Origin of the sequence: Marivita sp. GX14005 (assembly GCF_023370775.1) — a bacterium.
In the GTDB taxonomy this organism is placed as follows: domain Bacteria; phylum Pseudomonadota; class Alphaproteobacteria; order Rhodobacterales; family Rhodobacteraceae; genus Marivita.
This window is the reverse complement of the sequence record NZ_JAMCCQ010000001.1, coordinates 723,385-747,482: the sequence shown is the minus strand read 5'-3', so window position 1 is coordinate 747,482 and position 24,098 is coordinate 723,385. Positions and strand designations below refer to the sequence as shown.

Below are 24,098 nucleotides of genomic sequence, written 5' to 3'. Positions count from 1 at the left end.
CTACGCGTATCGTGCTGCGGGATCAGTCGAGCTCGCGCTCGACCTCCTCGCGCTCGAAAATCTCGATCACGTCGCCGACGCGGATGTCTTCGTAGTTTTCGAAGGCCATACCGCATTCCTGACCCGATTGCACCTCGGCAACCTCATCCTTGAAGCGCTTGAGCGTCTTCAGCGTGCCTTCGTGGATCACCACGTTGTCGCGCAGAAGCCGCACGCCTGCGCTGCGACGCGCGATACCTTCGGTGACGAGACAACCGGCAACCTTGCCAACATTGGACACCTTGAAGACATCCTTGATCTCGGCATAGCCGATGAAGTTCTCCTTGATCTCATTGCTGAGCAAGCCGGAGGCGGCCTTTTTCACATCATCGACAAGATCGTAAATGATGCTGTAATAGCGGATCTCGACGCCCTTCTGGTTCGCCGTGTTCCGCGCCGACGCATTGGCCCGCACGTTGAACCCGATGACCGGAGCACCCGAGGCTTCGGCAAGTCCGATATCGGTTTCGGTGATCGCACCGACGCCCGAGTGAAGCACGCGAACACGCACCTCCTCGTTGCCGATCTTCTCCATCGCCTGAACGATCGCTTCGGCGGAGCCCTGCACATCGGCCTTCACCAGGATTGGCAGTTCGGAGACGTTTTCGTCCTCTTTGGCCTTTTGCATCAGCTGTTCGAGCGACGTGGCGGCACCAGCGGCGGCGCGCTTTTCCTTGGCGAGATTGGCGCGATACTGCGCGATCTCGCGCGCCTGCGCTTCGGTTTCGGTCACGTTCAGAACGTCACCCGCTTCGGGCGTGCCATTGAGGCCGAGCACTTCGACCGGCACCGACGGCCCGGCTTCCATGACGCGCTCGCCTTGATCGTTGATGAGCGCGCGCACCTTGCCGTATTGCTCGCCCACGACGAAGATATCGCCCTGACGCAGCGTGCCGTTCTGAACCAGAACGGTTGCGACCGGGCCGCGCCCGACATCGAGCTGCGCCTCGATCACCGCGCCTTGCGCCGCGCGATCGGGGTTGGCTTTCAACTCCAGGATTTCAGCCTGAAGCGCGATCGCCTCGAGCAGTTCCGGCAGTCCCTGGCCGGAGACTGCGGACACTTCGACATCCTGCACATCACCGGACATCTGTTCGACGACAACCTCGTGCTGCAACAGATCGGTGCGCACCTTGGTGGGGTTCGCCGCCGGCTTGTCGATCTTGTTGATCGCGACGATCATCGGAACCTTCGCCGCCTTGGCGTGGTTGATCGCCTCGACCGTCTGCGGCATCACGGCATCGTCTGCCGCAACCACGAGAACGACGATATCCGTCACCTGCGCCCCGCGCGAACGCATCGAGGTAAAGGCGGCGTGGCCCGGCGTGTCGAGGAAGGTCAGAACCGACCCGTCCTTCGATTTCACCTGGTAAGCGCCGATATGCTGCGTGATGCCACCTGCTTCGCCGGAGGTCACATTGGCTTCGCGGATCGCATCGAGAAGCGAGGTCTTGCCGTGGTCGACATGGCCCATGATCGTGATGACCGGCGCGCGCGGCTTGAGATCCTCTTCCGCATCCTCCACCTCGGCAATCACATCCTCCACGTCCGCATCCGAAACGCGCGTGACCTTGTGACCGAATTCCTCGATGATGAGTTCCGCGGTATCGGCGTCGATGGATTGGTTCTGCGTCGCCATGATGCCGTTGGTCATCAGCGCCTTGACAACGTCGGCAACCCGTTCGGCCATGCGATTCGCGAGCTCCGCCACAGTGATCGCTTCGGGCAGCTTCACATCGCGCACGATCTTCTCGCGCGGCTGGCTGCCGCCCATCGCCTTCTGACGCGCGCGCTCCTGCTTGCGCTTCATCGCGGCCATGGACTTCTGACGACCGCCGCCGCCGCCCAACGCCTGGTTTAGCGTCAGCTTGCCGGAACGACGACCGCCATCCTCGGTCTTGCGGCGTCCGCCACCTTCGCGCTCCCGGTCGGATTTGCGCGACGGGGTCTGTGACGGTTTCGGCCCGCCGGACGGCTGGCGCGCTGTCTGCGGCTCCGACGGAGCGGCAGCGGCCTGCTTGGCAGCTTCTGCGGCTTCGCGAGCCTTGCGCTCTTCGTCCTCGGCCTTGCGGCGCAAGGCTTCCTCGGCCTCGCGCTGTTCGCGCTCCTTCTGCTCCTTTTCGGCACGCAGGCGCTCACGCTCTTCGGCGCGCGCTTTCTCCTCGGCCTCGCGCTGCGCGGCTTCCTCGCTCTCGCGCGCTTTCGCGGCCTGAAGCGCCTTCAGACGGCGTTCCATCTCCGCATCGGAGATCCCGGCCGGACGCTTGCTGCCACCAGCGGCGGATCCCGAGCCGGAGGAACCGCTCGACGATGGTTTCGACGCGCCGGGTTTAGGCACCACAACGCGCTTGCGCTTGGTTTCCACCACGACATTCTTCGTGCGTCCGTGGCTGAAGCTTTGCTTTACGTTCCCGGAGCGGGGACCGCCGCGCAAACCCAAAGTCTTTTTGCCGTCGTTATCGCTCATTTAGCTCTATTTTCCTTCCCAGCGGCCCCTGCCGCTGCCAATGCATCAGACGTTCCGATGCGAAAGCCCTTCAATCTTTGGGCCTCCTCTACAACACGTTGCGTGAGTCCACCAGCACCAAGCGCGGCGTGAATCACAGTTTGTCGCCCGAAGGCCATTCCCAGCTCATCCGCGGTCAGCCAACCGATATAGCTGCCGAAATGCGGAGTGCTGAGTTTCGATTTGCCGCGGGCCGATCCGTCGTCGGCCTGCAAGAGCACTTCGGCGTTTTCCTTTGCCAGTTCGCTCTTGACCTTCTCATAGCCCGAGACCGCGAGACCCGACTTCCGGCTGAGGCTTATCAAATCCACGACACGCCGTGCAAGCTGCCGTTCCACATCGGCGACAAGGGTGCCCGGCACCGAAAGCTGCTGTCGTGCGGCTCTGGCAAAGATGTTCTTTTTAACGGCCGTTTCAAGAGCCGCGCGCGTGGATGTGACCCAAATACCCTTGCCGGGCAGCTTACCCGCGAGATCGGGGCAAAGCTGACCGTCCGGCCCCACGACAAAGCGGATAAGCTCGGCCTTCGGGCGCACCTGCCCCGTCGCAATGCACTTGCGCTCGGGGCCGGCTGCCCTGTCCTTGTCTTTTCCGCCACGTGTCATGGGGGTGTCCTCGTTCAAACGCCGGTTCAGGCCGATTCCGCAGTCTCGGGGTCTTCGGCCCCGTCGGCTTCATCCGCCTCTTCTTCGAGTTCGGTCGGATCGACCCAACCGAGTAGGACCCGCGCGGTCATCACCAGATGCTGCGCCTCTTCCAGCGACATATCGAACGGCTCGAGCAAGCCGTCATCCTTGACGCGCTCGCCGCCTTCGGTCGTCCAGCCGCCGGCCAGTTCCCAATCCGCGCAGGTGGCGAAATCCTCAAGCGTCTTCACGCCATCCTTCGCCAGCACTTCGACCATTTGCGGCGTCAGCCCCTCGAACTCGATCAGGCTGTCATCGGCCCCAAGCGCACGCGCATTGTCCAGTGCCTTCTGCGCTTCGGCTTCGAGATGCTCGCGCGCACGGGTCTGCAATTCCGCCGCCGTCGCTTCGTCCACACCGTCGATCACCAGAAGCTCGTCGATCTCCACATAGGCGACCTCTTCGAGATTGGTGAAGCCTTCGGCAACGAGCAGCTGTGCGAAGAATTCGTCCAAATCGAGCGTGTCCATGAAGAGTTGCGTGCGCTCTTCGAACTCTTTCTGGCGGCGGGCGGATTCCTCTTCCTCGGTCATGATGTCAATATCAAGGCCCGTCAGCTGCGACGCGAGCCGCACGTTCTGGCCCCGGCGGCCAATCGCAAGGCTCAACTGCTCGTCCGGCACGACGACCTCGATCCGCTCGGCATCCTCATCAAGAACCACCTTGCTCACCTCGGCAGGCTGAAGCGCGTTGACGAGGAAGGTCGGCATGTCCTCGTTCCAGGGGATGATGTCGATCTTCTCGCCCTGAAGCTCGTTCACAACGGCTTGCACCCGGCTGCCGCGCATACCCACGCAGGCGCCCACGGGGTCAATCGAGCCATCATAGGAAATCACCGCGATCTTCGCCCGGCTTCCGGGGTCACGCGCCACGGCCTTGATCTCGATGATGCCGTCGTAAATCTCCGGCACTTCCATTTTGAACAGCTCGGCCATGAATTCGGGCGCGGTGCGGCTCAGGAAAATCTGCGGCCCGCGCGTTTCGCGGCGCACATCCTTGATGTAGCAGCGAATACGGTCGCCATTGCGATAGCTTTCGCGGCCGATCTTCTCGTTCCGGCGCAGGATGCCTTCGCCCCGGCCGATATCGACGATGACATTGCCGTATTCCTCGCGCTTGACGATGCCGTTGATGATCGTGCCGGCGCGGTCCTTGAATTCTTCGTATTGACGATCACGCTCGGCCTCGCGGACCTTTTGCAGGATCACCTGCTTGGCCGATTGCGCGGCGATCCGGCCCATCTCCACCGGCGGCACTTCCTCGACAAAGGTGTCACCGACCTTGGGATCATCGAGATACTGTTTCGCGGTCTCGACCGTCATCTCCGCCTGGTAATTCTCGAGCTCCTCGTCCTCGACCACGGTGCGCACGCGGGTGAATGTGGCGCGACCGGTCTTGCGGTCGATCGACACGCGAATGTCCATCTCGGACCCGTAGCGCGACTTCGCAGCGCGGGCGAGGCTCTCTTCCATCGCCTCGACCACAAGGCCGGGGTCGATCATCTTTTCGCGCGCCACCGCTTCGGCGGTTTGCAACAGTTCCAACTGGTTGGCAGAGGTAATCGCCATCGGTCTCACTCCTCTTCGGGGCCGGAGCCCTCAATCACGTCGTCAAATTTCGTCTCGTCAAAGCCCTGCGCCTTGCGCGCCTTGAGCATTTCCTTGATCAGCTCGTCGGTCAGCACCAGCTTGGCATCGGCCAGCCAATCGAATTTCAGCCCCACGGTGCCTTCGTCGATATTGATGAGCACCTCATCGCCCTCGACACCGGCCAGAACCCCCTTGAAGCGCTTGCGCCCGTCGATCATCTCGGAGGTTTCGATCTTGGCCTCGTATCCCTCGAAGGTCTCGAAATCCTTGAGCCGCGTCAGCGGGCGGTCGATTCCGGGCGAGGACACTTCGAGCGTATAGGCATCCAGAATCGGATCTTCCACATCGAGCGTGGCGCTGACGGCGGTGCTGATCTCGGCGCATTCGTCCACTTCGATACCGCCCTCCGGGCGCTCGGCCATGATTTGCAACGTGGCGGTCTTGCCGCCCATCAGACGCAGGCGCACGAGTTCGAACCCCATATCCTCGATCACGGGGGTGACGATTTCGGCCAGACGGCGATCCATGGCCGCTTTGGCGATCAGGTCGGACATTGTCTCGCTATACTCCAAACACAAAAAAACGGGCGCGCGGCCCGTTGCTAGTTTCGGTGGGTGCGGGCCGAAGCCAACACGCCGCTGTTGAGGTGCATATACGGAGGCCGGGCCGAGTCTGCAAGAGCTTTCGTCATGCGCGCCGGCTGGCTCGGATAACGGGGCCGGCCAGGGTGCAAATCCCGAAGAGAGCCGCCGCAACGGTAACGATGGTCGGGCCCGTCGGCGTATCCAGGTGCCAGGACGCCGCGAGCCCGCCAAGCGCCGAGACGATGCCGATTGCCCCTGCGATGAACGCCATCTGCTCGGGGGTTCTCGAAAAGACCCGCGCGGCGGCTGGCGGAACGATCAGCATCGCCCCGATCAATAGCACACCGACCACTTTGATCGACACCGCCACCACCAGCGCCAGCGTCAGCGTCAGGATCAGTTTTTCCCGCTGCGGATCGATCCCCGACGCATAGGCCAAATCCTCGTTCAGCGTCGCGGTCAGCAAGGCGGACCAGCGCCATGCCAGCAACCCGGCCACCGCCACCGCGCCGCCCCAGATGACGAGCACGTCCCATTGGTCGACGGCAAGGATATCCCCGAACAGGAAGGCCATGAGATCGATGCGCACGTTTTCCAGAAAGGACACCGCGACCAGACCGACGGCAAGCGCACTATGAGCAAGCACGCCGAGAAGCGTATCGACCGCCACATTCCTCCCCGATAGCGAAGAGACTGTCCAAGCCACGGCGAGCGCCACCGCGAGCGCGCCGAGAAAGACCGGCAAATCGGCGGAAAGTGCCAAGGCGACACCCAGAATAGCGGCATGTGCCGTCGCGTCCCCGAAATAGGCCATGCGCCGCCAGACCACGAAACACCCCAAAGGTGCAGCGGCAACCGCAACACCGACCCCGGCCAGCGCCGCGCGCCACAGGAAATTGTCGAGGATCATTCCGCTGCCTTCCTGCCGTGATCGTGGCTGTGATCGTGCTCGTGCCGATAAAGCGCAAGCGCGCCATGCGTGCCGGTGCCGAAAAGCGCGCGGTATTCGGGCGCGCTCGCCACATGCTCCGGCGCGCCTTCGCAACAGACATGACCGTTCAGGCAGATCACCCGGTCGCTTGCCGCCATCACGACATGCAACTCATGGCTCACCATCAGCACGGCGCAGCCCAGTTCGCTGCGCAATTCCTCGATCAGACGATAGAACGCCGCCGATCCCGCCTGATCGAGCCCCTGCGTCGCCTCATCGAGCACCAGAAGTTGAGGATCGTTCAGAAGCGCCCGCGCCAGCAGCACGCGTTGCATTTGCCCGCCCGACAGATCGGCAACCTGCCGGTGGATCAGGCCGGCAACACCCGTGCGTTCAAGCGCGCTCAGGGCCGTTGCTTTCGGCACCGGAACCGGCAGGCTCAGGAAGCGCGAGACCGGCAAGGGAAGCGTGGGGTCGATATGCAGCTTTTGCGGCACATACCCGACCCGCAACCGGCTCGCTCGTCTTATCTGCCCGGCACTAGGGGCAATCGCGCCCAGTAAGGTCTTGAGCAAGGTCGATTTGCCCGAACCGTTCGGGCCCACGATGGTGACGATTTCACCGCGGCCAATCGTCAGCGACACGTTCGACAGGATCGGCGTGTCACCAATTCGCACGCTGACGCCTTGCGCTTCGACAAGGCTCATGCGCCCGCCCCGTTCTGGCACAAGGGGCAAAGCCCTTCGAGTTCGATCACCGCGCTTTCGACGGCAAAGCCGCTTTGCCGCGCGCTTTCGTCAAGCGCAACGCGGGCTTCGTGCGCTTCGGCGACCGCGCTGCAATCGCGGCAGATCAGGAAGGCAGGCGCATGATCCGCGCCCGGATGGGTGCAGGCGACAAAGGCATTGAGCTTCTCGATCCGGTGGGCAAAGCCGTGCTTGACCAGAAAGTCGAGCGCCCGATAGGCGACCGGCGGTTGCGAGCCAAGTCCTTCGCGGCGCAGCAAATCCAGGATGTCGTAGGCTCCCATGGCGCGATGCCCGTCAAGCAGGATCTCCAGCACGCGCCGACGCACGGGCGTAAGCTGCAGACGCGCCTCTTCGCACCTCGCTTCGACGTCCCGAACCGCTCGGGCGATGCAGGAGGCGTGATCGTGTTCCGAAAATCCGATCGTCGACATGACATTCTCCGTTTGACACGACTGTTATAATATCACATTAGTCCCCGCAACCCATCCTGACACGCCGAACGCAGGGAGCCAGACTATGCCGCGCATTTTTCTCATCGCCTTCGCCGCGTTGGCAATCGCCCAAAGCGCGCGCGCGGAGGTGCCTCGCGTCGTTGCCGATATCGCGCCTGTTCACAGTCTTGTCGCCATGGTCATGGACGGGATCGGCACGCCCGATTTGCTGATCGAGCAGAGCGCGGGGCCGCATACAAACGCCATGCGCCCATCCGCCGCCGCGTCGCTGCAGAACGCCGATCTGGTTGTCTGGATCGGAAAAGAGCTTTCCCCGTGGCTGACCGATCCCCTCGGCGCGCTTGCCGGGGATGCAGAGCGGCTCGCCTTGCTTGATCTGGAGGACACGCGTCGTCATGCCTTCCGCGCGGCGAATGCATTCGCATCTGGCGAACATGGTGACCATGCGGGCCACGGGCATGACGGCCATGCCGACGAGGATCACTCGCATGACGGTGTGGATCCGCATGCCTGGCTCGATCCTGCAAACGCGCGCCAGTGGCTGACCCATATCGCGCGCGTCCTGTCAAAGATGGACCCGGCCAATGCCCGCGCTTACGAGGCAAACGCCGCCAGAGGCGCTGCAATGATCGCGGATGCCGCTGATACCGCGCAAGCTATGCTCGCGCCGGTGCAGGATTGGCCCTTCGTCGTTTTCCATGACGCCTACCAATATTTCGAACACGGCTTCGGCCTCCGCGCCATCGGCGCGCTCGCACTAGGCGATGCCGTCCCGCCCGGCCCGTCGCGCATCGCGCGAATCCGAGAAGAGATCCGCGAGCAGGGCGTGGTTTGCGTTTTCTCCGAACCGCAGTTCAGCGATCGGCTCGTTCGAACGGTGATCGACGGAACCGATGCGCGCATCGCCGAACTCGACCCGCTCGGCGCTGCCCTTGATCCGGGCGCCGCGCTTTATCCAGCGCTTATTCTCGACATGGCGGAGCGGTTCCGCACCTGCCTTCAGTAATCGCGTTCGAAGAAGATGCCGATGGAGGAGCCGCCTTCGTTGTCGACGCTGCCGCGCGCGGTGATTTCGTCGGTTACATCGAGGTTGAGGTTGATCTCGGTTCGGCCGCCGCTTTCCACGACGACATCGGAATAGACATTGTCCGAGATATACTTGCCCGCGCGCACCGCCGTTCCGCCATCTTCGGATTGCGAGACATCCAGATCGTCCAACCCGAACCCTTCGCGCAGGTTCGACAGAATGCCGCCCGAGCTGCGACCGGCGAGCGTGGCAACGGCATTGGCAAGCTCAAGCGCCTGAAGCGCCGACAGGTTGGACAGATCACGCCCGAAAAGAAGCTGCGCGAGCACCTCGTCTTCGGGCAGTTCCGGCGTTGAGGAAAAGGTAATATCCGGCGAGGATGCCGGGCCGTCCAGGATGATGCGCACCTGCACGCCGCCATCTGTCCGGGTCGAGGCGACGAAACGCAGAATCGGGTTGAAACTTCCGCTCATCTGCACGCGCCCTTCGTCCAGCGTGAACCGCTGGTTCAGGATATCCAGTCGCCCGCGCACGAGTTCGAACCCGCCTTGTGGTATTATATTCGCAGTCGTGCCAGTCAGCCGCAATTCGCCCGCCAGTTCTGCATCGAGCCCGCGCCCGCGCACGAAGACCTGCCCCGGCGCACGTAATGTCAGATCGAGCCGCGTTGACGATTGCGACGACTCACCATTCGCCCCGGTGCGATCCGCGCTGTCCAGATCGGCGCGTTCGATCGTCCTCATCACCGGGCGCGTTGCGCCGATGTGATCGATCGGGGGAATGTCGCTGAGCGCGGTGATGCCCGTGCTCGGCACCTGGATTTCCGTCTCGTTCAGCCGCAAGTCGCCGGAAATGAGCAGGTTCTGCCCGATGGTTCCGGTGATGTTCACGTTGCCATCGACGCTGGTGTCGTAAAGTTCCACGTCGCGCACGCCGAAGCGATCGAGCGTGGCCGTCAGGTTCGCGGTGAGCGTGTCCAGCCCCAGCCGGCCATCGACCGCGACCGATCCGCCATTATTGCCTTGGGCGGTCAGATTGACCTGCGCCGCGCCGTTCTGCAGGCGGATCTGCCCGCTGATCGGGTTCAGGATGATCCCCAGCGTCGGCGCGCTGGCCTGTGCGTTGACCGGGGTGATCGTGCCCGACAGGCTGCCCAGCCCAAGGGGCCCGGACAGCGTCAGATCGATCCGCGCTTGCCCGTTCAGGCGGCGCGGCTCAATGAAGGCATTGGCCAGCCCGAGCGGCGCGGTTCCGTTGATCCGCAAATTCGCGCTTTGCGCATTCGTGACCTGACCGGCAATACCCAATGTCGTGCCGCCCGGCCCATCGACATCGACATCGACGCGGTAAGCACCGCCGCGCCGTTGCACCGACCCGTCGACGCGCAAGGCGCCCTGGAAGTCAGGCGCGATCAGGCCGACATTCCTGAGCCGTGCATCGATATCCAGATCGTCCAGCGTCCCGCTCACCTGCGCGTTGATCTCGTTGTTCGCGACGGATGCGTTCAGGCTCTCCAACGCGCCGTTTGCGCCGGTCGCCGCGAGGTCGAACCGGGTTGTCCCGGCGAAAAGGCGATCCACGATCGGATTGCCGATCCCGAGAGAATTGGCCTGGCCGTCCGCGGTGATGTCGAAACCTCCGCCGGATGCGTAGGTGCCGCTTGCCGAGATCGTCGCCGACCCGCGAAGCGATTGGCCGGTGAGCGCCGACAGCGGGGCGAGACTGCCGGCTTCGGCATTCACCGAGAATTCGACCGCAGGCGCCGTGAACGGCTCCGTCACTGTTGCAGTTCCGTTGGCCGATACGGCACCAGCCTCCAGCGAGAAGGAGTCGAGCGAAAGGCGCTGTGCACCTTGCTGCCAGTCGAACCGCATCTGTGCTTTCGGATCGCGCCCGATGGCTTGGGAAATTCGCGGATCGGCAAGGCGCAGGCCGCTGGCCGATGCGGTCAATGTCCCGCTGACTGCCTCAAGCGGGCTGTCCTCGCTCTGACGCAACTGGCCGTTGCCTTCGACCGCGAGTGACGCAGCGCTCACCTGTTCAGATTGCAGATCGGCGGCGCGGACCGTCGCTTGCCACGACCCATCAGCCCCGCCGCGCGCGCTCAGCCGGAGCTGCGCGCCGTCCAGCGTCAGGCCGCCCGCGACCGGAAGGCGCACATCGCCGGACGCGTTGGAGATATCGGCTGTCACCTCTGCACTGTTCAGCACCGTGCCCGACAGTTCAACGGACCCGTCCAGCGTTGCCGAACCTGCCGCCTCGCCGGGAAAGGCGCGGCTCAGATCCTTGATCTCGCCATCGAACTGAAGCGATGTCGACTCGCTGGTGATGTCTCCCTTCGCGTCGATCCGGGCGGCCGGCGTGGCAATGCGCGCTTCCCGAAGGGTGGTTCCCGTCTCGTCCCGCCGCATGTTGAGCCGCGCCGTTCCGACACCGCTCAACAGGCCGTCAACCAGATCCTGCCCGATGGAAAGATCGACGGTCGTTCCATCGACCACCAGATCGGCCATGCCCGAGATCGGCGCAACGTCACCTTCGATGCTCACCTCCGCCCGGCCGCCCAGATCGCGCCCGGCCAAGGCCGAAAACCGGTCCAGCCGTTCGGCAACAAGACGCAGATCGAGCCCGAGCGGAATCGTCTCGGCGCTGTTCCAACTGGCCGAACCGCTCAGCCCGAAATCCTCTCCGTCGGCTCGCAGATTGGTGATCTGCACCGGGCTGCCGCTCTGGTAATCGATCCGCGCCGAACCGCTGAGGTCCGTGCCAACGGCGTCTGCCAGCGCGGGATCGGCGAGCGCGAGATCGCTCGCGTCCCAGGTCAGGTCGAGCTCGAAGGCACCGCCATCGGATAGCGTGTCGCGATCCAGCGCGCCGCGCCCGGAGATCGTCACCGCACCCAGCGTTGCCGAGGGGCTGCGCAGATCGTCGAGTTTCGCATCAAAGCGCAGGTCGTCGTCGATCTGCGCATCGAAGGTCACGGAGGCCACCTGCGTATCGCCCCCGCCGAAGGGCAGTGTCACCGGCCCGCCCTCGGGGTTGGCCAAGCGTCCGGTCGCATCCAGCGACACCGGCCAGCCATCGGCGCCGATCACGGCGCTTCCTTCCAGCGTCAGCGCCCTGGCGCTCAGTTCGAATTGCGGCAACTCCGTTTGCCCGGAGGCATCGCGCGAAACCTGTGCCTTCAGTGCGATATCCGTGCCGAAGAAATCGCGCACATCGTCGGTGACGAGCGGCGTCGGATCGCCGCTGATATCCACCCGCAGATCCCAGCCATCCCGCTCGGCCGGCGACATGATCGCCACTGTTCCGGTGATGCGCGGCGCACCGTCGGTGGCGAGCGCGATCTCGGCCTCGAAATCCTCGACCTCGCCAGCGCCCTGCACCGTCAGGGATACGGACGGCTCGCCGGGAATGCCCAGCATTTCCGCGGCGATGCCTCCCGCCGCCTCCTGTGCATCGAGATCGACCGAAAGCTGCCGCGTGTCCGGGTCGTAGCTTGCCGCAAGCTCGATGGTGGCATCCTTTCCGTCTTCGCGGTTCAGAACGAAGGCGATATCGGCCCCGCCATCGGCAAGGCTCGCCGATCCTTCCACGGAAAATTCGGCGCGCTCGCCAAGCAGCGGCTCGCCCAGAACAAGCGAATTCACCCCGATGCGTCCGATCTCGACCGAGACGGGAAGATCCGGAATGGTGAACGGTGTGGCTTCGGGCTCGGGCAGGTCAGGGCCGGCCTGCGGTGCGCGGGAAATGGTCACGCTTTGCGCGGTGAAGGCCGTGACCTCGACGCGCCCGCGCAGCAGCGCCGAGCGGTTCCAGTCCAGCACGATATCCTCGGCCCGGAACCATTCGCCCTCCTCGTCAGAGATCGCGAGCAGGGCAATCGTCGCCTCACTCGACAGCGCGCCCTCGAAACCCCGAATCCGCACATCGCGCCCGGCACCGGACAGCGCGTCCTGCAACAAACCAGCGAGATAGCCCGGACCGTCATCGTCCTCCTGTGCGACGGCCGCCACGGGCAACCAGAACAGCGCGAGAAATATCAGAATGAAACGCATGTCAGAATGCCTGCCCTATGCCGATATAAAGTTCCACCGCCTGGCCCGCGTCATCGCCGGTCGCCGGCGTTGCCACATCGACGCGGATCGGCCCGATCCCGGTATCGTAGCGCAGGCCGACCCCCGCGCCGGCGTGCCAGTCGCTATCGCCGGAAAAGCTGCTGTCTTCGGTGACCATCCCGGCATCGTAAAACCCAACGAGACCGATCTTTTCACCGACCCTCGCGCGCAATTCGGCCGACACGGCCGCGAAACTCTGCCCGCCGGTGAAATCCCCGGACGGCAGATCGACGCCAAGCGATTGATAGGGCTGCCCCCGAACGGTGCCGCCGCCGCCAGAATAAAAGAGGTAATCCGGCACGGTTTCTGACAGGCTCGGCCCCCAGATCGTGCCGATCTGCGCCCGCCCGGCCAGCACGAAACGGTCCTCTTCGCCAAGGCCGAGATAGGCGCGCGCATCAGAGGTCAGGCGAAAGCCGCTTTCGGTATCGTCCAACCCCAGAAACGGCGTGCCAGTGGCCGAAAGGTAGAAACCTTCGGTCGGGTTCAGGACGTTGTCCCGCGTATCGTAGGTCGCGCTCAGCGTGGCGGTGAAAAGCGAAAACTCACGATCTCCAAACGCGTCCTCTGTTTCCGAGTAGCGATAGCCGAGCCCGAACGTTCCCTTCAGTCGATCAGAAAACCGATGCGAGAGCCCGGCACCTATGCTGGCCTGATTGCTGGTGAATCCGGGCTCGTTGAGCCGTTCGATCCCGGCGGTCAGGTAGAAATCCGTATCCGGCGTGAAGGTCGCGGGGCGTCCGTAGGTCACATCGAGCGAGTAATCCAGATCCTCATCGTCCTGACCGATTCCGCCGACCTCGCCTTCGACGCGGAGCCGTTCGGCCCCGCCGAACAGGTTTCGGTGTAGCCAGAATGCGCTGAGCTTGCCGCCTTCCTGAGTTGACAGTTCGGCACCGAAGCCAAACCGGCGCGGCTTCTGCTCCGCCACCTGGAGCGCAAGATCGAGCGTTCCGTCCGGATCGGGCCGATCCGCCTCGGAGATGGCGACCGAACTGAACACGCCGGTTTCGCGCAAACGCCGTTCCGCTTCGCGGATCTCATCCGGGTCGAACACCGTGCCTTGCGGAATGCCCGCGATTTCGCGAATCCGCGTGCGGCGAACCGCGTCATTTCCCGTCACGACGATATCGCCAAAGCGCAGCCGCGCCCCGGGCTCGAGTGTGAGACGCACATTCAGCTTCCGCTCGGGATGGAGCGCGGTAATCTGCTGGCTTTCAAGCTCGGCTTTGGCATGGCCGATCTCGCGCCAGCCGGTGATCCCGGCATCCACGGCGTTGCGAATGGGCGCCGTCCCGGCGCGCGCGCCGGCGCGAAACGTATCCGGGATCTCCGTGCCCTGCGCGAGTGGCCCGATCTCGGCCCGTCCGAAGCGAAAGCGCGGGCCCGGATCGACGACAACATGAATTTTCTCGATCCTCGCAGGTGCCTCGAAGGGCGACATTTGCGCGGCTTCCCGACCATCGACCTTGATCGAAACGACCGGACCGAAGCGGCCGACGGTATAGAGCGCCGTGACGATGCGGCTGTAATCGGCCTGAGCGGCGGCCAGAAGCGATTGCGGTGTCGGATTATCCTGATCGAGCAACTCGACAAGGGACATCGCGTCCTTCAATTCGCTGCGCAGCTCATCGCCGCCACCGCTGATATCAAGATCGAGATCCTGTGCCGCGCCCGCCAATGGGGCCATGATCGAACACGCGCATAGAAAAGCGCGAAACAGCCTGCTCATTTGCCCGGGGTCCCTTGTCGTTGCTCTTATCTGTTTAACAGTCGAACAATCCTTGGGGCAAACGGGTTCCGTGCCCGCACGATCACAATTGCGCCCTGCACGTTTTACCTGCTGCGCTCGATCCGATAACCGCTCTGGCGCAGGCAAGGCAGGGCATAGGCGCGCTTGGGACCGCGCCGGGTTTCGACGCGCATCCTGCAGTGTCGCGGCAAGGCGCGGGCGCTGCGGTAGTTGCGTTTGAGGCATCCCGCCATTGCCACGCGCGCGACATGGCCGCCTTCGATCCGCCGCACGCATTTCCGTGGCAGCGGTGCGATACGATGGTTCTGATGTCTATGGCGCGGAACGACTTTCGGCAGCGCGCGATCCTCATACCGATACCGATGCTTCGCTTTCTTTCGCCGATCCTTGTCGCGGTCGTCACGTGTATTCTGAATTGCCTTGCCGAGAATGAAGACCGTGGCCGCCGCACCCAATATCCGCGCGATGTCCTCTTCCGAGGCGGCCTTTGCGGGCGTGGCGGAGAAACCGGCGATGGCGGTCGAAACGATGAGAGCGGCGGCGATGAATTTGCGTGACATGGGCTTGATCCCTTTGCTTGGTGACGGGGCTTCATCGTCCGGCGCCGAGCCTCCGCCACGCAATAACGCGGCACGGTTATCGGATAACAGCCTATGCGTTATTGCGTTTCACGGCCGGACTGCGCAGTTTCAGGACATGGTTCGTATACTCACCCCCCTGATTTTCGCCTGCCTGTTGGCGCCAGCCGCCCAGGCCGCCTGTTATGCCGACTACAAGGCCAAGCAAGACAAGCCCTTGCGGCTTCATTACGGCGTGGCCGAAATCGACACGCCATGTGACGTGGAATCGGCCGCGAAACAACTGAACGAACGGCTCGGCCGCGCGGGCTGGACGCTGCTCAATGTCGTTTCGGTTTTCGGGGATGACGGGCTTGCCGAAAGGAAAGAGAGTGCCGGACCGAATTTCCTCCGTTACTGAAGCCCGCCGATCCGGAACGCGGATCGTAGTGTTTGGCCTTGTCTCCATCGTGGCGCTTCTGGTCGTCTCCGGGGCGCTGCTGATCTTCACCCTGCCGGACGCGAACGCGTTCAATGAACGGGTCGAGCAGATTTTCGTGGCCAATGACGATCTGACGTCGCAAGCCGAGATCAAGCTGCTGGAAATCCTCGCGCAATCGGGAACTGCGTTTTCGGATACGCTCGCCGGCTATCGCACCACGATCTTCGTCCTTCTGATTTTCGCCGCCGCCATGCTGATTGCCGCGCTCATCTTTCTGGTCATGCTGACGGTTCTCAACCGCCGCATGGTTCAGATCGAACGCTCCGGCATTCAGGTCAATTCGCTGATCGTCAGCCGCGAGGAAAACACGGTCTATCTTAACACGATGGGCTTTCGCCTGACCGATGCGATGATGGAGACGCTGTCGATCCTCGCCGAAGCCCGGCTCGACGACGAACTTCTCTCGGGTGCACAGATCGAGGCGATGATCTCCGGTCGCACCGAGAGCGAATGCGATGAGGCGGCCGGGGCGACCCGCATCAAACGGCTGCGCGATGGGCTCGGCAACCAGCTTGTCAGCGAATTGCTGATCAAGAACATCGCGCGGCGGGGATACATGCTGGCCATCGACAAGGACGTGATCGAGGTTCTTTGAGAGCGCACCGCCTAAGAGCGATAAACAAGGCGGTTTGCGATGCGCCCGTGAAGGCGTTTTCCCGCTCCGATGAGCCCTTCGGTTTGCGCGGACCGGTTGTTGAACCGCAATGGCTTGCCGCCACGATCCGTCACCGTCGCACCCGCTTCGGACAGGATCAAAGATCCTGCCGCGATATCCCATTCCCAGGTCGGCCTGAGCGTCAACATCGCGTCATAGCGCCCTTGTGCCACCAAGCACAGGCGATATGCCAGCGAGGGGCGATGCGACCGTTTGAAACCGGGAGCACCCTCTCTCCAATGTGCGGCATCCATATTCGCACGCGTGGCCAGCACGCGCGCATTACCCAAGGATACATCATCTGAAACACGAAGCTGCGCATCATTGCAAAACGCCCCTTTCGATGTTTCGGCAGAATAGAGCAGGTTCATTTCCGGAAGATGAACGACGCCGGCAATAACGATACCATTTTCGATAATTGCCAGCGAATGGGCCCAAATCCGTTCACCGTTTATAAAGCTACGGGTGCCATCTATCGGGTCTATGACAAAGACCCGCCGCGCCGCCATACGTCCGGGATCGTCCTCGATCTCCTCGCTGAGCCAGCCATATTCCGACCGCTCCGCTCGCAAAAAATCGTGCAGCGCGCGGTCCACTGCAATATCGGCCTGCGTCACCGGCCCGGCGCCTCCGGGTTTTTGTTCGATCTCCAGCCCGCGCGCCTTTTCCCGCAGGGCGATGCCCGCCGCCAGTTCAGCGGCATCCAGCAAGAGGCGAAGGTCACTCCCCGGCAAGGGTCAACCCTTCGACAAGCAGCGATGGCACCACGCGGCTGAGCCAGGGGCGCGCATCATTTGCAGGGATCGCCGTCCTGAGCATGTCGCGCAGGTTCCCGGCAATCGTGACACCGCTCACCGGATAGCGGATCTCACCATTCTCGACCCAGAAGCCAGCCGCGCCGCGAGAATAATCGCCGGTATTGGCGTTGATGGTCGATCCGATCATCGACGTCACGACAAGCCCCGTGCCCATCGCCGCGATCAATTCATCGCGGCTTTGGTCGCCTGCGCTCAGCACCACATTGGACACCCCCGGCGTCGGCCCGCCGGAGGTGCCGCGCACGGCATTGGCGGTGGATGTCTGGCCAAGCTTGCGCGCGGTGGCCAGATCGAGCGTCCAGCCGGTGAGCACACCGTTCCTGACGATATCGCGCGCCTGTGTTTCAAGCCCTTCGGCATCGAACGGACGCGATCCGCTCACACGCCGCCGGTGGGGGTCTTCCGTCAGCGTCAGGCTCTTCGGCAACACCTCTGCCCCCATGAGATCGAGCGCCCAGGACGACCGCCGCGCAATCGCCACACCGTTGATCGCGCTCAGCAAATGACCGATCAAAGATTGCGAGACACGTTCGTCGAAAAGCACCGGGTAGGCGCCCGTTTTCGGCTTGCGCGGATTCATGCGCTCGGTCGCGCGTTCGGCCGCCGTTCGGCCGATCTCTTCGGGAGTGCGCAAATCATCCTGAAAGATGCGTTGATCCGCGTCGTGATCGCGCTCCATGGCGGTGCCGCTGCCCGCGATCGCGACGCAGGATCGGTGCCGCGACGATCGCCTGTAGCCGCCGGAAAACCCGCTCGTTGTCGCAAGGTGAATATCCTGCCACCCGTAGCCTGCGGTTGCCGCCGAAACCTGCGTGATGCCCGCGACGTCAAGCGCGGCGGCCTCCAGGCGGCGGGCGTCGTCTTCCAGCTCGGATATTGCAGGTTCCGGCGCGGGGTCGTGCAACTCAAGATCATTCGCATCGCGTATCTCGGAAAGCTGATCGGGCGCGGCGATCCCGACGAAGGGATCGTCCGGCGCCTCCCTCGCCATCGCGACGGCGCGCTCCGCCATCGCTTGCAGACTTTCCTTGCGCAGATCGGAAGAGGAGACATTCGCGACCCTCTGCCCGATGAACACGCGCAGCCCGATATCGGTGCCTTCGGACCGTTCCGCTTGCTCCAGCGTGCCGCTGCGCACATCGACTGTCATCGAGCTGCCGCGCACCGCCAGAACATCGGCGGCATCGGCGCCGGCCTTGGCTGCCTGCCGCAACAGGCTTTGCGTGAGATGGTCGAGCGAATGTGTCATGGTTTCTCCGGAAGGCTGCGAGCCAGAGGTAGAGCGGCGCGGGCACCGCCGCAACCGTGCTAGCGCGGCAAAGGTTCGACCACGCCGACAATCGGGCCGAGCCAGCGTCCGAAATCGGACCGGTTGAGCCCGGGCGCATGGAGCCGCGAGATATTGCCGTCCAGGAACAGCGCCTGGGGCAGGTTCAGATCGTCCCGGAAGATGCGACCGAATTCATGAAACGTCACAGCCTGATCGGAAATGACGAAAACCGCGCTTGTGCCGTCGCCGGATGTCCCCACGCCGTTGCGGATATAGCGCGATGTGCTGTCCGGCAGAAAGCGGGGATGCAGTTCACCGTCGATCACGAGCATCGGACCGGATTGCGTGGCATAGCGGCAATCGGGGCGTTCTGCGGCAAAAGCGCGTGTTTCGATGACATCGGCGCGATCGTCGCGAATGCAGAACACACCGTTCGGCAGAAGGCCGAAATTCCCCGGACCGGCATTGGGGATCACCCGCATGACCTCCTGTCCGTCTTCGACATAGTGCCCTACCGGAGCGCGATCGTCGTGATACATCCCGCCATTCATGGCGAAAGCGAGCCGCTGCCCCTCTTCCGCGAGCGCCCGATCGATTGCCGAGAACTGGCCGAAACGCTCCCCGCTCGCATCGTCGAGAAAAAGCCGAAGATCGTCGGTGCGGGGATCGACCCGGCATGCACTATACCGCAGCCCTTCGAACTGCCGCGCCTCGCAGGGAACCTCCGCCGCGACGGCGACCGGAAGCGCGGCCAGCAAGCTCAAGAGGAGCGCTCTAGTTTTCCACATCTCGGCGCACGTTGTCTTGATCGAACATGCGGCGGGTATCGTCCATCCGGTCAAAGGTCTCATCGAGCCGGAAGCGAAGCTCCGGCGAGAATTTCAGCGTCAGGTTCTTGGCCACCGCGCGGCGCAGCTCGCTCCGGTTGCGGTGCAGCAGGTCGAGAACATCGTCCTGCCCCTTGCCGCCGAGCGGCACGACATAGGCCGTGGCTACCTTGAGATCCGGCGAGGTGCGAACCTCGCCGACGGTGATCGAGTAGCGGTTGAGATCGGGGTCATGGATGTCCCCGCGCGCGAGCACATCGGCGAGCGTTCGCCGGATCAGCTCGCCCACACGAAGTTGGCGGGTGCTGGGGCCGTCTGCGCTTTGAAATCGGTTTTTTGCCATACCCGGCACATAAGCCGTTCGCCGGGCTTTGCCAACCGCCCGCAGCGCGGGTATTGAGGCGAAAATCCAGTCATGGAGCGGAGCATGAGCGAAGAGATCGGGGTTGTCGTGACAGGAGTGTCCGGCCGGATGGGGCAGATGCTGGTTGCGGAAATCGCCAGGCACCCACGGCTTTTCCTTGCCGGCGCGGTCGAGCGAGAGGGTCATGGCTGGATCGGCCGGGATATCGGAACCGCCATGGGCGGCGCGGCGCAGGGCGTGCTTGTCGCCGATGATCCGCTCGATTGTTTTGCGCGGGCGCATGCGATCGTCGATTTCACGGCGCCATCCGCGAGCGTCGCCTATGCCGAACTCGCCGCGCAGGCCCGCGCGGTGCATGTGATCGGCACGACCGGCTTTTCGGAGGATGATCTGGCCAAGATCAAGGCCGCGGCGCGCCATGCCGTCGTCGTGCGCGCCGGGAACATGAGCCTTGGCGTCAATCTCTTGACCGTGTTGACACGCAAGGTCGCCGCGGCGCTCGATGCGGATTTCGATATCGAGGTGGTCGAATACCATCACAATCAGAAGGTCGACGCGCCCTCCGGCACGGCCCTGATGCTCGGTGCGGCGGCGGCAGACGGGCGGGGCGTCGATCTGCGCGAGGTCTCCGACAGCGGTCGCGGCGGGATGACCGGCGCGCGTCGGCGCGGCGATATCGGGTTCAGCGCGGTGCGCGGCGGCGATATCGTCGGCGAACATGACGTGATCTTCGCCGGGCAAGGGGAACGGATCGTTCTTCGTCATGTCGCGAGCGATCGCGCCCTTTTCGCCAGGGGCGCGCTCAAGGCCGCGCTTTGGGGGCAGGGCAAGGTTCCCGGCGAATATGACATGCTCGACGTGCTGAACCTCGCCGACCCGTGACGAAGTGATCCAATTCGCCCCCTACAGCGTATGTCTGGGCAGGTGGTTCGGAGGATCGCATGGTTACACGATACGCAATTCTGCTCGGTCTTCTGGCGGCCCCCGTGACCGCGATGGCTGATATGCAACGAATTGACGACAAATCGGTCTTCACGTCGCTGGTGCAGGGCAAGACCCTGTCCCGTCCGCTTGTAAGTTTGCGGGTCAGCCCGGATGGACGCATCGCGGGGCGCGGTGCGGTTTGGGATGTGTCGGGCTCGTGGTCCTGGAAAAACGGCTATTTCTGCCGCGATCTGAATTGGGGTGGCGACAACCTGGGATACAATTGTCAGGAGGTCCGCTCCGACGGAGCGCGCATCAGGTTCACCGCCGATAGGGGCGCTGGCGATACTGCCGAGTTCCGGCTTCGCTGACGGTCAGAAGTCGATAGCCAGCCCGCCCTTTTCCCAATCGCCATAGCGCACCGGCTCAGGCCCGTCCCGGCCGCCGAGTTCGGTGGGCAGTTGTGCCTTCCTGTCAATCTCCTTGCGGCGCGCTTCGGCTTCGGCAAGGGCGCGTTTAGCGGCTTCGGGGAGGGGCTTGGCTGGGTCGTTGCTCATTGCGGTCTTTCCTCTCGCATGTCTTTGATATACGCGCGGTCCGGCCCCGGACAAGCCCTTCAGCCGAAAGGAACCGCCATGTCTCCCCGCCTTGCTGCGCTCGACGGTCTCAGCCAGATCATCGGAGAAGGTCGTATGCTGTCGGATGTCGTGGCCGATCCGGGCTGGCAGGAATTTACTCCGTCCGAACGCGCGACAGCTCAGAGGCTGATGGTAGAAACGTTGCGCTATCTCGGGCGCGCGGATCACCTTCTCAAGCCGCATCTGCAGCGCCAGCCGCCGCTCAGGGTAATGAACCTGTTGCGCATGGCCACGGCCGAGTTGATGACCGGCGGAGCGGCGCATGGGGTGGTCAACGACGCGGTGAAACTGGCCGGGCGCAACCGCAAGACCGCTCCGATGAAAGGGCTGGTGAACGCCGTTCTGCGCAAGATCGCGGCACTGGGTGAAGACGCTTGGCAGAAGGCACCCGATACAATGCTGCCGAAATGGCTGCGCCCGAAACTGGTGAAGGCGTGGGGCAAGCCTGCGGTCGTCGCCGTCGAAAGGGCGCACGCGGTGCCGCCGCCTGTCGATCTGACGGTCAAGAGTGATGCCGAAGGCTGGGCAAAGACGCTGGGCGGAACCGTGCTCCCGACAGGCTCAGTCAGGTTGCCGGCCGGCGGTCAGATTTCCGCGCTCGAGGGGTTCTCGGCGGGCGAATGGTGGGTGCAGGACGCCGCGGCGGCGATGCCGGCGCAGCTTTTGGGCGATGTCGCCGGGCAAAGCGTTCTCGATATCTGCGCGGCGCCGGGGGGCAAGACCATGCAGCTTGCGGCGGCGGGGGCGCATGTAACTTCGCTCGATATTTCGGAAGCGCGGATGAAGCGGTTGTCCGAGAACCTGTCGCGCACCGGGTTGAGCGCCGAGGTCGTTGTCGCGGACGCGCTGACATATCCTTTGGAAGGGCAGTTCGATGCGATCCTGCTCGACGCGCCCTGCACGGCGACGGGCACGATACGGCGCCATCCCGATCTTCCTTACGTCAAGACGCAGACCAGCATCGACGATCTGGTCGCGTTGCAGCGCAATCTGCTGAACCGCACGGTTCGGAGGCTCAAACCGTACGGGCGAATGGTCTATTGCACATGCAGCCTTCTGCGCGAAGAAGGCGAGGATCAGATCGAATGGCTGCTGCGGCAATCGGATGATCTGGAGATCCTGCCGCCTGACTTCGCGGGGCTCGACCCCGAATGGATCGGTCCCGGCGGCGGCGTTCGCCTCCGGCCCGACTATTGGCCGGATATCGGCGGCATGGATGGGTTCTTCATGGCGCTTGTGCAACGCAAGGGCGGTTGACCGCCGGCGGAAGATTGCCGCGTGACGGAACGCCGCCGAACCGCTATTATCGCGCCAAAAGAACGCTCGCGAAACAATGGGCGAGGGGCAGAGCAGATGTTTCGACTAGACGCCGCGAAGCGGGCGCGGGCCCGTTTGCTGAACCGTGTTCACGCACGGCTCGCGGCGCGTGCGAAACCGGCCACCGCCTTTGTCAGCCAACCAGAGCCGCGCACGGTGGGTTCGTTCGCGCGGGGCCGCCAGTTGACGGCGGGGAACCTTCTGTTCGCCGGCCATCTGGTCGAAGCTCCGGGGGCGATCATCTGGGATATCTCCCCGCCCGACGATGCCTTCGTCGAGGAGATACACGGTTTCGCCTGGCTCGACGATATGGCCAGTGTCGGAGAGCCGGAGACGCGCCGCATCGCGCAGGCATGGCTTTTCGCGTGGATAGCGCGATACGGCAACGGCACGGGGCCGGGATGGACGCCGGAACTGGCCGGGCGGCGCGTGATGCGGTGGCTGCATCATGCCATCTTCGTTCTGGGGGGCTGCACGCCCGATCAGTCGCGCGCGTTCTTCCGCTCGATTGCGCAGCAGACGATTTTTCTCAATCGGCGCTGGCACAGCTCGACGCCCGGTCTGCCGCGCTTCGAGGCGCTGACGGGGTTGATTTCGGCGGGGTTGTCTCTGCAGGGGATGGAGTCGCAGGCCGATCCGGCGATCCGGGCGCTTGGCCTTGAATGTGCGCGGCAGATCACCGAGGCGGGCGGCATCCCGACCCGCAATCCCGAAGAGCTCATGGAAGTCTGCACGCTGCTGATATGGGCGCGCGATGCCTTGCACGATGCGGGGCGAACGCCCGAGATGACCCATCTGGAGGCCATCGGGCGGATCGTTCCGACGCTGCGCGCACTGCGCCATGCCGATGGCGGGCTGGCGCGGTTTCACGGTGGCGGGCGCGGCGCTGACGGGCGGCTCGATACGGCGCTCGCGGCCTCCGGGGTCAAGGCGCAGCGTGCGCAGGATCTGGCGATGGGATATGCGCGGCTGTCCGGCGGGCGCACCAGCATCGTGATCGACGCTGCAGCGCCGCCTACCGGGCTTGCGAGCTTCAACGCCCATGCCAGCACGCTTGCCTTCGAGCTGACATCAGGGCGCAGGCCGTTGATTGTGAATTGCGGATCGGGCGCGAGTTTCGGCGAGGATTGGCGTCGAGCGGGGCGGGCCACGCCCTCCCATTCGACGCTTTGCCTTGACGGGTTTTCCAGCGCGCGGCTTGGCGAGCGATCGCGGGTCGGGCCGGTCGAGCGTGAATTGCTGGAGGATGTGCCAAGGGGCGTGCCGACGGAAATCTCCCGCATGAGCGATGGCATGCGCTTCGAAGGCGGGCATGACGGCTATCTGCGCACGCACGGGTTCACCCATGCGCGCATTCTCGAACTCACCTTCGACGGGCGCGGCATGGTCGGGGAGGATCTGCTCGTCGCGCTGAGCGCGGCCGACAAGGCGCGTTTTAACGAAAAGTTGGATGGAAGCCGGCTTGCGGGCGTTCCCTTCGACATCCGCTTTCACCTTCACCCCGAGGTCGATGCCGATATCGACATGAACGGCGCTGCCGTTTCGATGGCGCTCCGCAGCGGCGAGATCTGGGTGTTCCGCCTCGATGCCGCCGGGTGCGAATTGCGGCTCGAAGCGTCGGTTTATCTGGAAAAAGGCCGCTTGCGCCCCCGCGCGACGAAACAGATCGTTTTATCCGGCCGCGCAATGGAGTATGCGACGCGCGTTCGCTGGTCTTTGGCCAAGGCCCAGGACACTGCAATCGCGGTGCGGGATCTGGTTCAGGACGACGCGGATGTGATGAACTGAACTTCGG

Annotated in this window: 22 protein-coding genes; 7 read left to right on the top strand and 15 right to left on the bottom strand. The window is 63.8% G+C overall.

Annotated features, from left to right (window positions below; translation table 11 throughout):
* Positions 1-22: 22 nt before the first annotated feature.
* The 7 genes from infB to M3465_RS03820 form a co-directional block, all read right to left on the bottom strand.
* Entirely contained in the window at positions 23-2,506 is a 2,484-nt protein-coding gene (gene infB / locus M3465_RS03850; RefSeq protein ID WP_249500376.1) for a translation initiation factor IF-2, read from the bottom strand.
* On the bottom strand, positions 2,503-3,150 hold the full coding sequence (locus tag M3465_RS03845) for an RNA-binding protein (protein ID WP_249500375.1): 648 nt from the start codon (positions 3,148-3,150) through the stop codon (positions 2,503-2,505). The genes infB and M3465_RS03845 overlap by 4 nt, the downstream gene beginning before the upstream one ends.
* A 26-nt stretch (positions 3,151-3,176) precedes the next feature.
* A complete protein-coding gene (gene nusA / locus M3465_RS03840; protein WP_249500374.1) occupies positions 3,177-4,799 on the bottom strand; it encodes a transcription termination factor NusA in 1,623 nt (540 codons plus the stop codon).
* Positions 4,800-4,804: 5 nt separating this feature from the next.
* Complete coding sequence (gene rimP / locus M3465_RS03835; protein WP_249500373.1) at positions 4,805-5,374, bottom strand: ribosome maturation factor RimP; 570 nt, start codon at positions 5,372-5,374, stop codon at positions 4,805-4,807.
* Between the two features lie 133 nt (positions 5,375-5,507).
* On the bottom strand, positions 5,508-6,314 hold the full coding sequence (locus tag M3465_RS03830) for an iron chelate uptake ABC transporter family permease subunit (protein ID WP_249500372.1): 807 nt from the start codon (positions 6,312-6,314) through the stop codon (positions 5,508-5,510).
* Positions 6,311-7,042 carry a zinc ABC transporter ATP-binding protein ZnuC gene (gene znuC / locus M3465_RS03825; protein WP_249500371.1) on the bottom strand — a complete coding sequence of 244 codons (732 nt, stop codon included), beginning with the start codon at positions 7,040-7,042 and terminating at the stop codon, positions 6,311-6,313. The genes M3465_RS03830 and znuC overlap by 4 nt, the downstream gene beginning before the upstream one ends.
* Complete coding sequence (locus M3465_RS03820; protein WP_249500370.1) at positions 7,039-7,515, bottom strand: Fur family transcriptional regulator; 477 nt, start codon at positions 7,513-7,515, stop codon at positions 7,039-7,041. Before M3465_RS03820 ends, znuC begins: the two co-directional genes overlap by 4 nt.
* An 85-nt stretch (positions 7,516-7,600) precedes the next feature.
* Between M3465_RS03820 and M3465_RS03815 the strand changes: the two genes are divergently transcribed.
* Positions 7,601-8,542 (top strand): zinc ABC transporter substrate-binding protein, encoded by a 942-nt coding sequence (locus M3465_RS03815; RefSeq protein WP_249500369.1) that lies wholly within the window; start codon positions 7,601-7,603, stop codon positions 8,540-8,542.
* Here M3465_RS03815 and M3465_RS03810 read toward each other — a convergent pair.
* The 3 genes from M3465_RS03810 to M3465_RS03800 all read right to left on the bottom strand — a co-directional run bounded on the left by M3465_RS03810 (position 8,536) and on the right by M3465_RS03800 (position 14,991).
* Positions 8,536-12,618 carry a translocation/assembly module TamB domain-containing protein gene (locus M3465_RS03810; protein ID WP_249500368.1) on the bottom strand — a complete coding sequence of 1,361 codons (4,083 nt, stop codon included), beginning with the start codon at positions 12,616-12,618 and terminating at the stop codon, positions 8,536-8,538. The genes M3465_RS03815 and M3465_RS03810 overlap by 7 nt on opposite strands.
* A gap of 1 nt (position 12,619) precedes the next feature.
* The gene (locus tag M3465_RS03805) at positions 12,620-14,368 is read right to left on the bottom strand and encodes an autotransporter assembly complex protein TamA (RefSeq protein ID WP_249500367.1); all 1,749 of its coding nucleotides are present in this window, start codon (positions 14,366-14,368) and stop codon (positions 12,620-12,622) included.
* Positions 14,369-14,514: 146 nt separating this feature from the next.
* Complete coding sequence (locus M3465_RS03800) at positions 14,515-14,991, bottom strand: hypothetical protein (protein WP_249500366.1); 477 nt, start codon at positions 14,989-14,991, stop codon at positions 14,515-14,517.
* 136 nt (positions 14,992-15,127) lie between these two features.
* Between M3465_RS03800 and M3465_RS03795 the strand changes: the two genes are divergently transcribed.
* Both M3465_RS03795 and M3465_RS03790 read left to right on the top strand, forming a co-directional pair.
* The gene (locus M3465_RS03795) at positions 15,128-15,409 is read left to right on the top strand and encodes a hypothetical protein (RefSeq protein WP_249500365.1); all 282 of its coding nucleotides are present in this window, start codon (positions 15,128-15,130) and stop codon (positions 15,407-15,409) included.
* The gene (locus M3465_RS03790; protein WP_249500364.1) at positions 15,381-16,085 is read left to right on the top strand and encodes a winged helix-turn-helix domain-containing protein; all 705 of its coding nucleotides are present in this window, start codon (positions 15,381-15,383) and stop codon (positions 16,083-16,085) included. The genes M3465_RS03795 and M3465_RS03790 overlap by 29 nt, the downstream gene beginning before the upstream one ends.
* A gap of 11 nt (positions 16,086-16,096) precedes the next feature.
* On the opposite strand, the gene M3465_RS03785 is transcribed toward M3465_RS03790, so the two are convergent.
* Genes M3465_RS03785 through rbfA form a run of 4 tightly spaced genes read right to left on the bottom strand, consistent with a single transcriptional unit; the run spans position 16,097 to position 19,403 of the window.
* Positions 16,097-16,855 (bottom strand): 3'(2'),5'-bisphosphate nucleotidase CysQ, encoded by a 759-nt coding sequence (locus M3465_RS03785; RefSeq protein WP_349305028.1) that lies wholly within the window; start codon positions 16,853-16,855, stop codon positions 16,097-16,099.
* Between the two features lie 10 nt (positions 16,856-16,865).
* A complete protein-coding gene (locus tag M3465_RS03780) occupies positions 16,866-18,212 on the bottom strand; it encodes a TldD/PmbA family protein (RefSeq protein WP_249500362.1) in 1,347 nt (448 codons plus the stop codon).
* Positions 18,213-18,271: 59 nt separating this feature from the next.
* On the bottom strand, positions 18,272-19,021 hold the full coding sequence (locus M3465_RS03775) for a phosphodiester glycosidase family protein (protein WP_502846095.1): 750 nt from the start codon (positions 19,019-19,021) through the stop codon (positions 18,272-18,274).
* Positions 19,008-19,403, bottom strand: coding sequence for a 30S ribosome-binding factor RbfA (gene rbfA / locus M3465_RS03770; RefSeq protein ID WP_249500360.1), 396 nt, complete (start codon positions 19,401-19,403; stop codon positions 19,008-19,010). The genes M3465_RS03775 and rbfA overlap by 14 nt, the downstream gene beginning before the upstream one ends.
* Before the next feature lie 84 nt (positions 19,404-19,487).
* Between rbfA and dapB the strand changes: the two genes are divergently transcribed.
* A complete protein-coding gene (gene dapB, locus M3465_RS03765; protein WP_249500359.1) occupies positions 19,488-20,306 on the top strand; it encodes a 4-hydroxy-tetrahydrodipicolinate reductase in 819 nt (272 codons plus the stop codon).
* A 59-nt stretch (positions 20,307-20,365) separates the two neighbouring features.
* Positions 20,366-20,719, top strand: a complete 354-nt coding sequence (locus M3465_RS03760; protein ID WP_249500358.1) for a dihydrodipicolinate reductase — start codon at positions 20,366-20,368, stop codon at positions 20,717-20,719.
* Positions 20,720-20,722: 3 nt separating this feature from the next.
* Here the strand turns inward: M3465_RS03760 and M3465_RS03755 are convergent, their stop codons facing one another.
* Positions 20,723-20,905, bottom strand: coding sequence for a DUF1674 domain-containing protein (locus M3465_RS03755; RefSeq protein WP_249500357.1), 183 nt, complete (start codon positions 20,903-20,905; stop codon positions 20,723-20,725).
* Positions 20,906-20,983: 78 nt separating this feature from the next.
* Here M3465_RS03755 and M3465_RS03750 point away from each other — a divergent pair, with 78 nt between their 5' ends.
* Both M3465_RS03750 and M3465_RS03745 read left to right on the top strand, forming a co-directional pair.
* Complete coding sequence (locus M3465_RS03750) at positions 20,984-22,243, top strand: RsmB/NOP family class I SAM-dependent RNA methyltransferase (protein WP_249500356.1); 1,260 nt, start codon at positions 20,984-20,986, stop codon at positions 22,241-22,243.
* Between the two features lie 96 nt (positions 22,244-22,339).
* Entirely contained in the window at positions 22,340-24,091 is a 1,752-nt protein-coding gene (locus M3465_RS03745; RefSeq protein WP_249500355.1) for a heparinase II/III family protein, read from the top strand.
* Positions 24,092-24,098 lie beyond the last annotated feature (7 nt).

Excerpts from the sequence above, each read along its gene's own strand:
- M3465_RS03745 (WP_249500355.1), top strand. The coding sequence starts at position 22,340 with ATGTTTCGACTAGACGCCGCGAAGCGGGCGCGGGCCCGTTTGCTGAAC.
- M3465_RS03815 (WP_249500369.1), top strand. The coding sequence starts at position 7,601 with ATGCCGCGCATTTTTCTCATCGCCTTCGCCGCGTTGGCAATCGCCCAA.
- M3465_RS03810 (WP_249500368.1), bottom strand. The coding sequence starts at position 12,618 with ATGCGTTTCATTCTGATATTTCTCGCGCTGTTCTGGTTGCCCGTGGCG.
- M3465_RS03805 (WP_249500367.1), bottom strand. The coding sequence starts at position 14,368 with ATGGCCCCATTGGCGGGCGCGGCACAGGATCTCGATCTTGATATCAGC.
- znuC (WP_249500371.1), bottom strand. The coding sequence starts at position 7,042 with ATGAGCCTTGTCGAAGCGCAAGGCGTCAGCGTGCGAATTGGTGACACG.
- M3465_RS03750 (WP_249500356.1), top strand. The coding sequence starts at position 20,984 with ATGTCTCCCCGCCTTGCTGCGCTCGACGGTCTCAGCCAGATCATCGGA.
- M3465_RS03800 (WP_249500366.1), bottom strand. The coding sequence starts at position 14,991 with ATGTCACGCAAATTCATCGCCGCCGCTCTCATCGTTTCGACCGCCATC.
- rbfA (WP_249500360.1), bottom strand. The coding sequence starts at position 19,403 with ATGGCAAAAAACCGATTTCAAAGCGCAGACGGCCCCAGCACCCGCCAA.
- M3465_RS03830 (WP_249500372.1), bottom strand. The coding sequence starts at position 6,314 with ATGATCCTCGACAATTTCCTGTGGCGCGCGGCGCTGGCCGGGGTCGGT.
- M3465_RS03755 (WP_249500357.1), bottom strand. The coding sequence starts at position 20,905 with ATGAGCAACGACCCAGCCAAGCCCCTCCCCGAAGCCGCTAAACGCGCC.
- M3465_RS03780 (WP_249500362.1), bottom strand. The coding sequence starts at position 18,212 with ATGACACATTCGCTCGACCATCTCACGCAAAGCCTGTTGCGGCAGGCA.
- M3465_RS03795 (WP_249500365.1), top strand. The coding sequence starts at position 15,128 with ATGGTTCGTATACTCACCCCCCTGATTTTCGCCTGCCTGTTGGCGCCA.
- M3465_RS03775 (WP_502846095.1), bottom strand. The coding sequence starts at position 19,021 with ATGTGGAAAACTAGAGCGCTCCTCTTGAGCTTGCTGGCCGCGCTTCCG.
- rimP (WP_249500373.1), bottom strand. The coding sequence starts at position 5,374 with ATGTCCGACCTGATCGCCAAAGCGGCCATGGATCGCCGTCTGGCCGAA.
- M3465_RS03845 (WP_249500375.1), bottom strand. The coding sequence starts at position 3,150 with ATGACACGTGGCGGAAAAGACAAGGACAGGGCAGCCGGCCCCGAGCGC.
- M3465_RS03820 (WP_249500370.1), bottom strand. The coding sequence starts at position 7,515 with ATGTCGACGATCGGATTTTCGGAACACGATCACGCCTCCTGCATCGCC.
- infB (WP_249500376.1), bottom strand. The coding sequence starts at position 2,506 with ATGAGCGATAACGACGGCAAAAAGACTTTGGGTTTGCGCGGCGGTCCC.
- dapB (WP_249500359.1), top strand. The coding sequence starts at position 19,488 with ATGAGCGAAGAGATCGGGGTTGTCGTGACAGGAGTGTCCGGCCGGATG.
- nusA (WP_249500374.1), bottom strand. The coding sequence starts at position 4,799 with ATGGCGATTACCTCTGCCAACCAGTTGGAACTGTTGCAAACCGCCGAA.
- M3465_RS03760 (WP_249500358.1), top strand. The coding sequence starts at position 20,366 with ATGGTTACACGATACGCAATTCTGCTCGGTCTTCTGGCGGCCCCCGTG.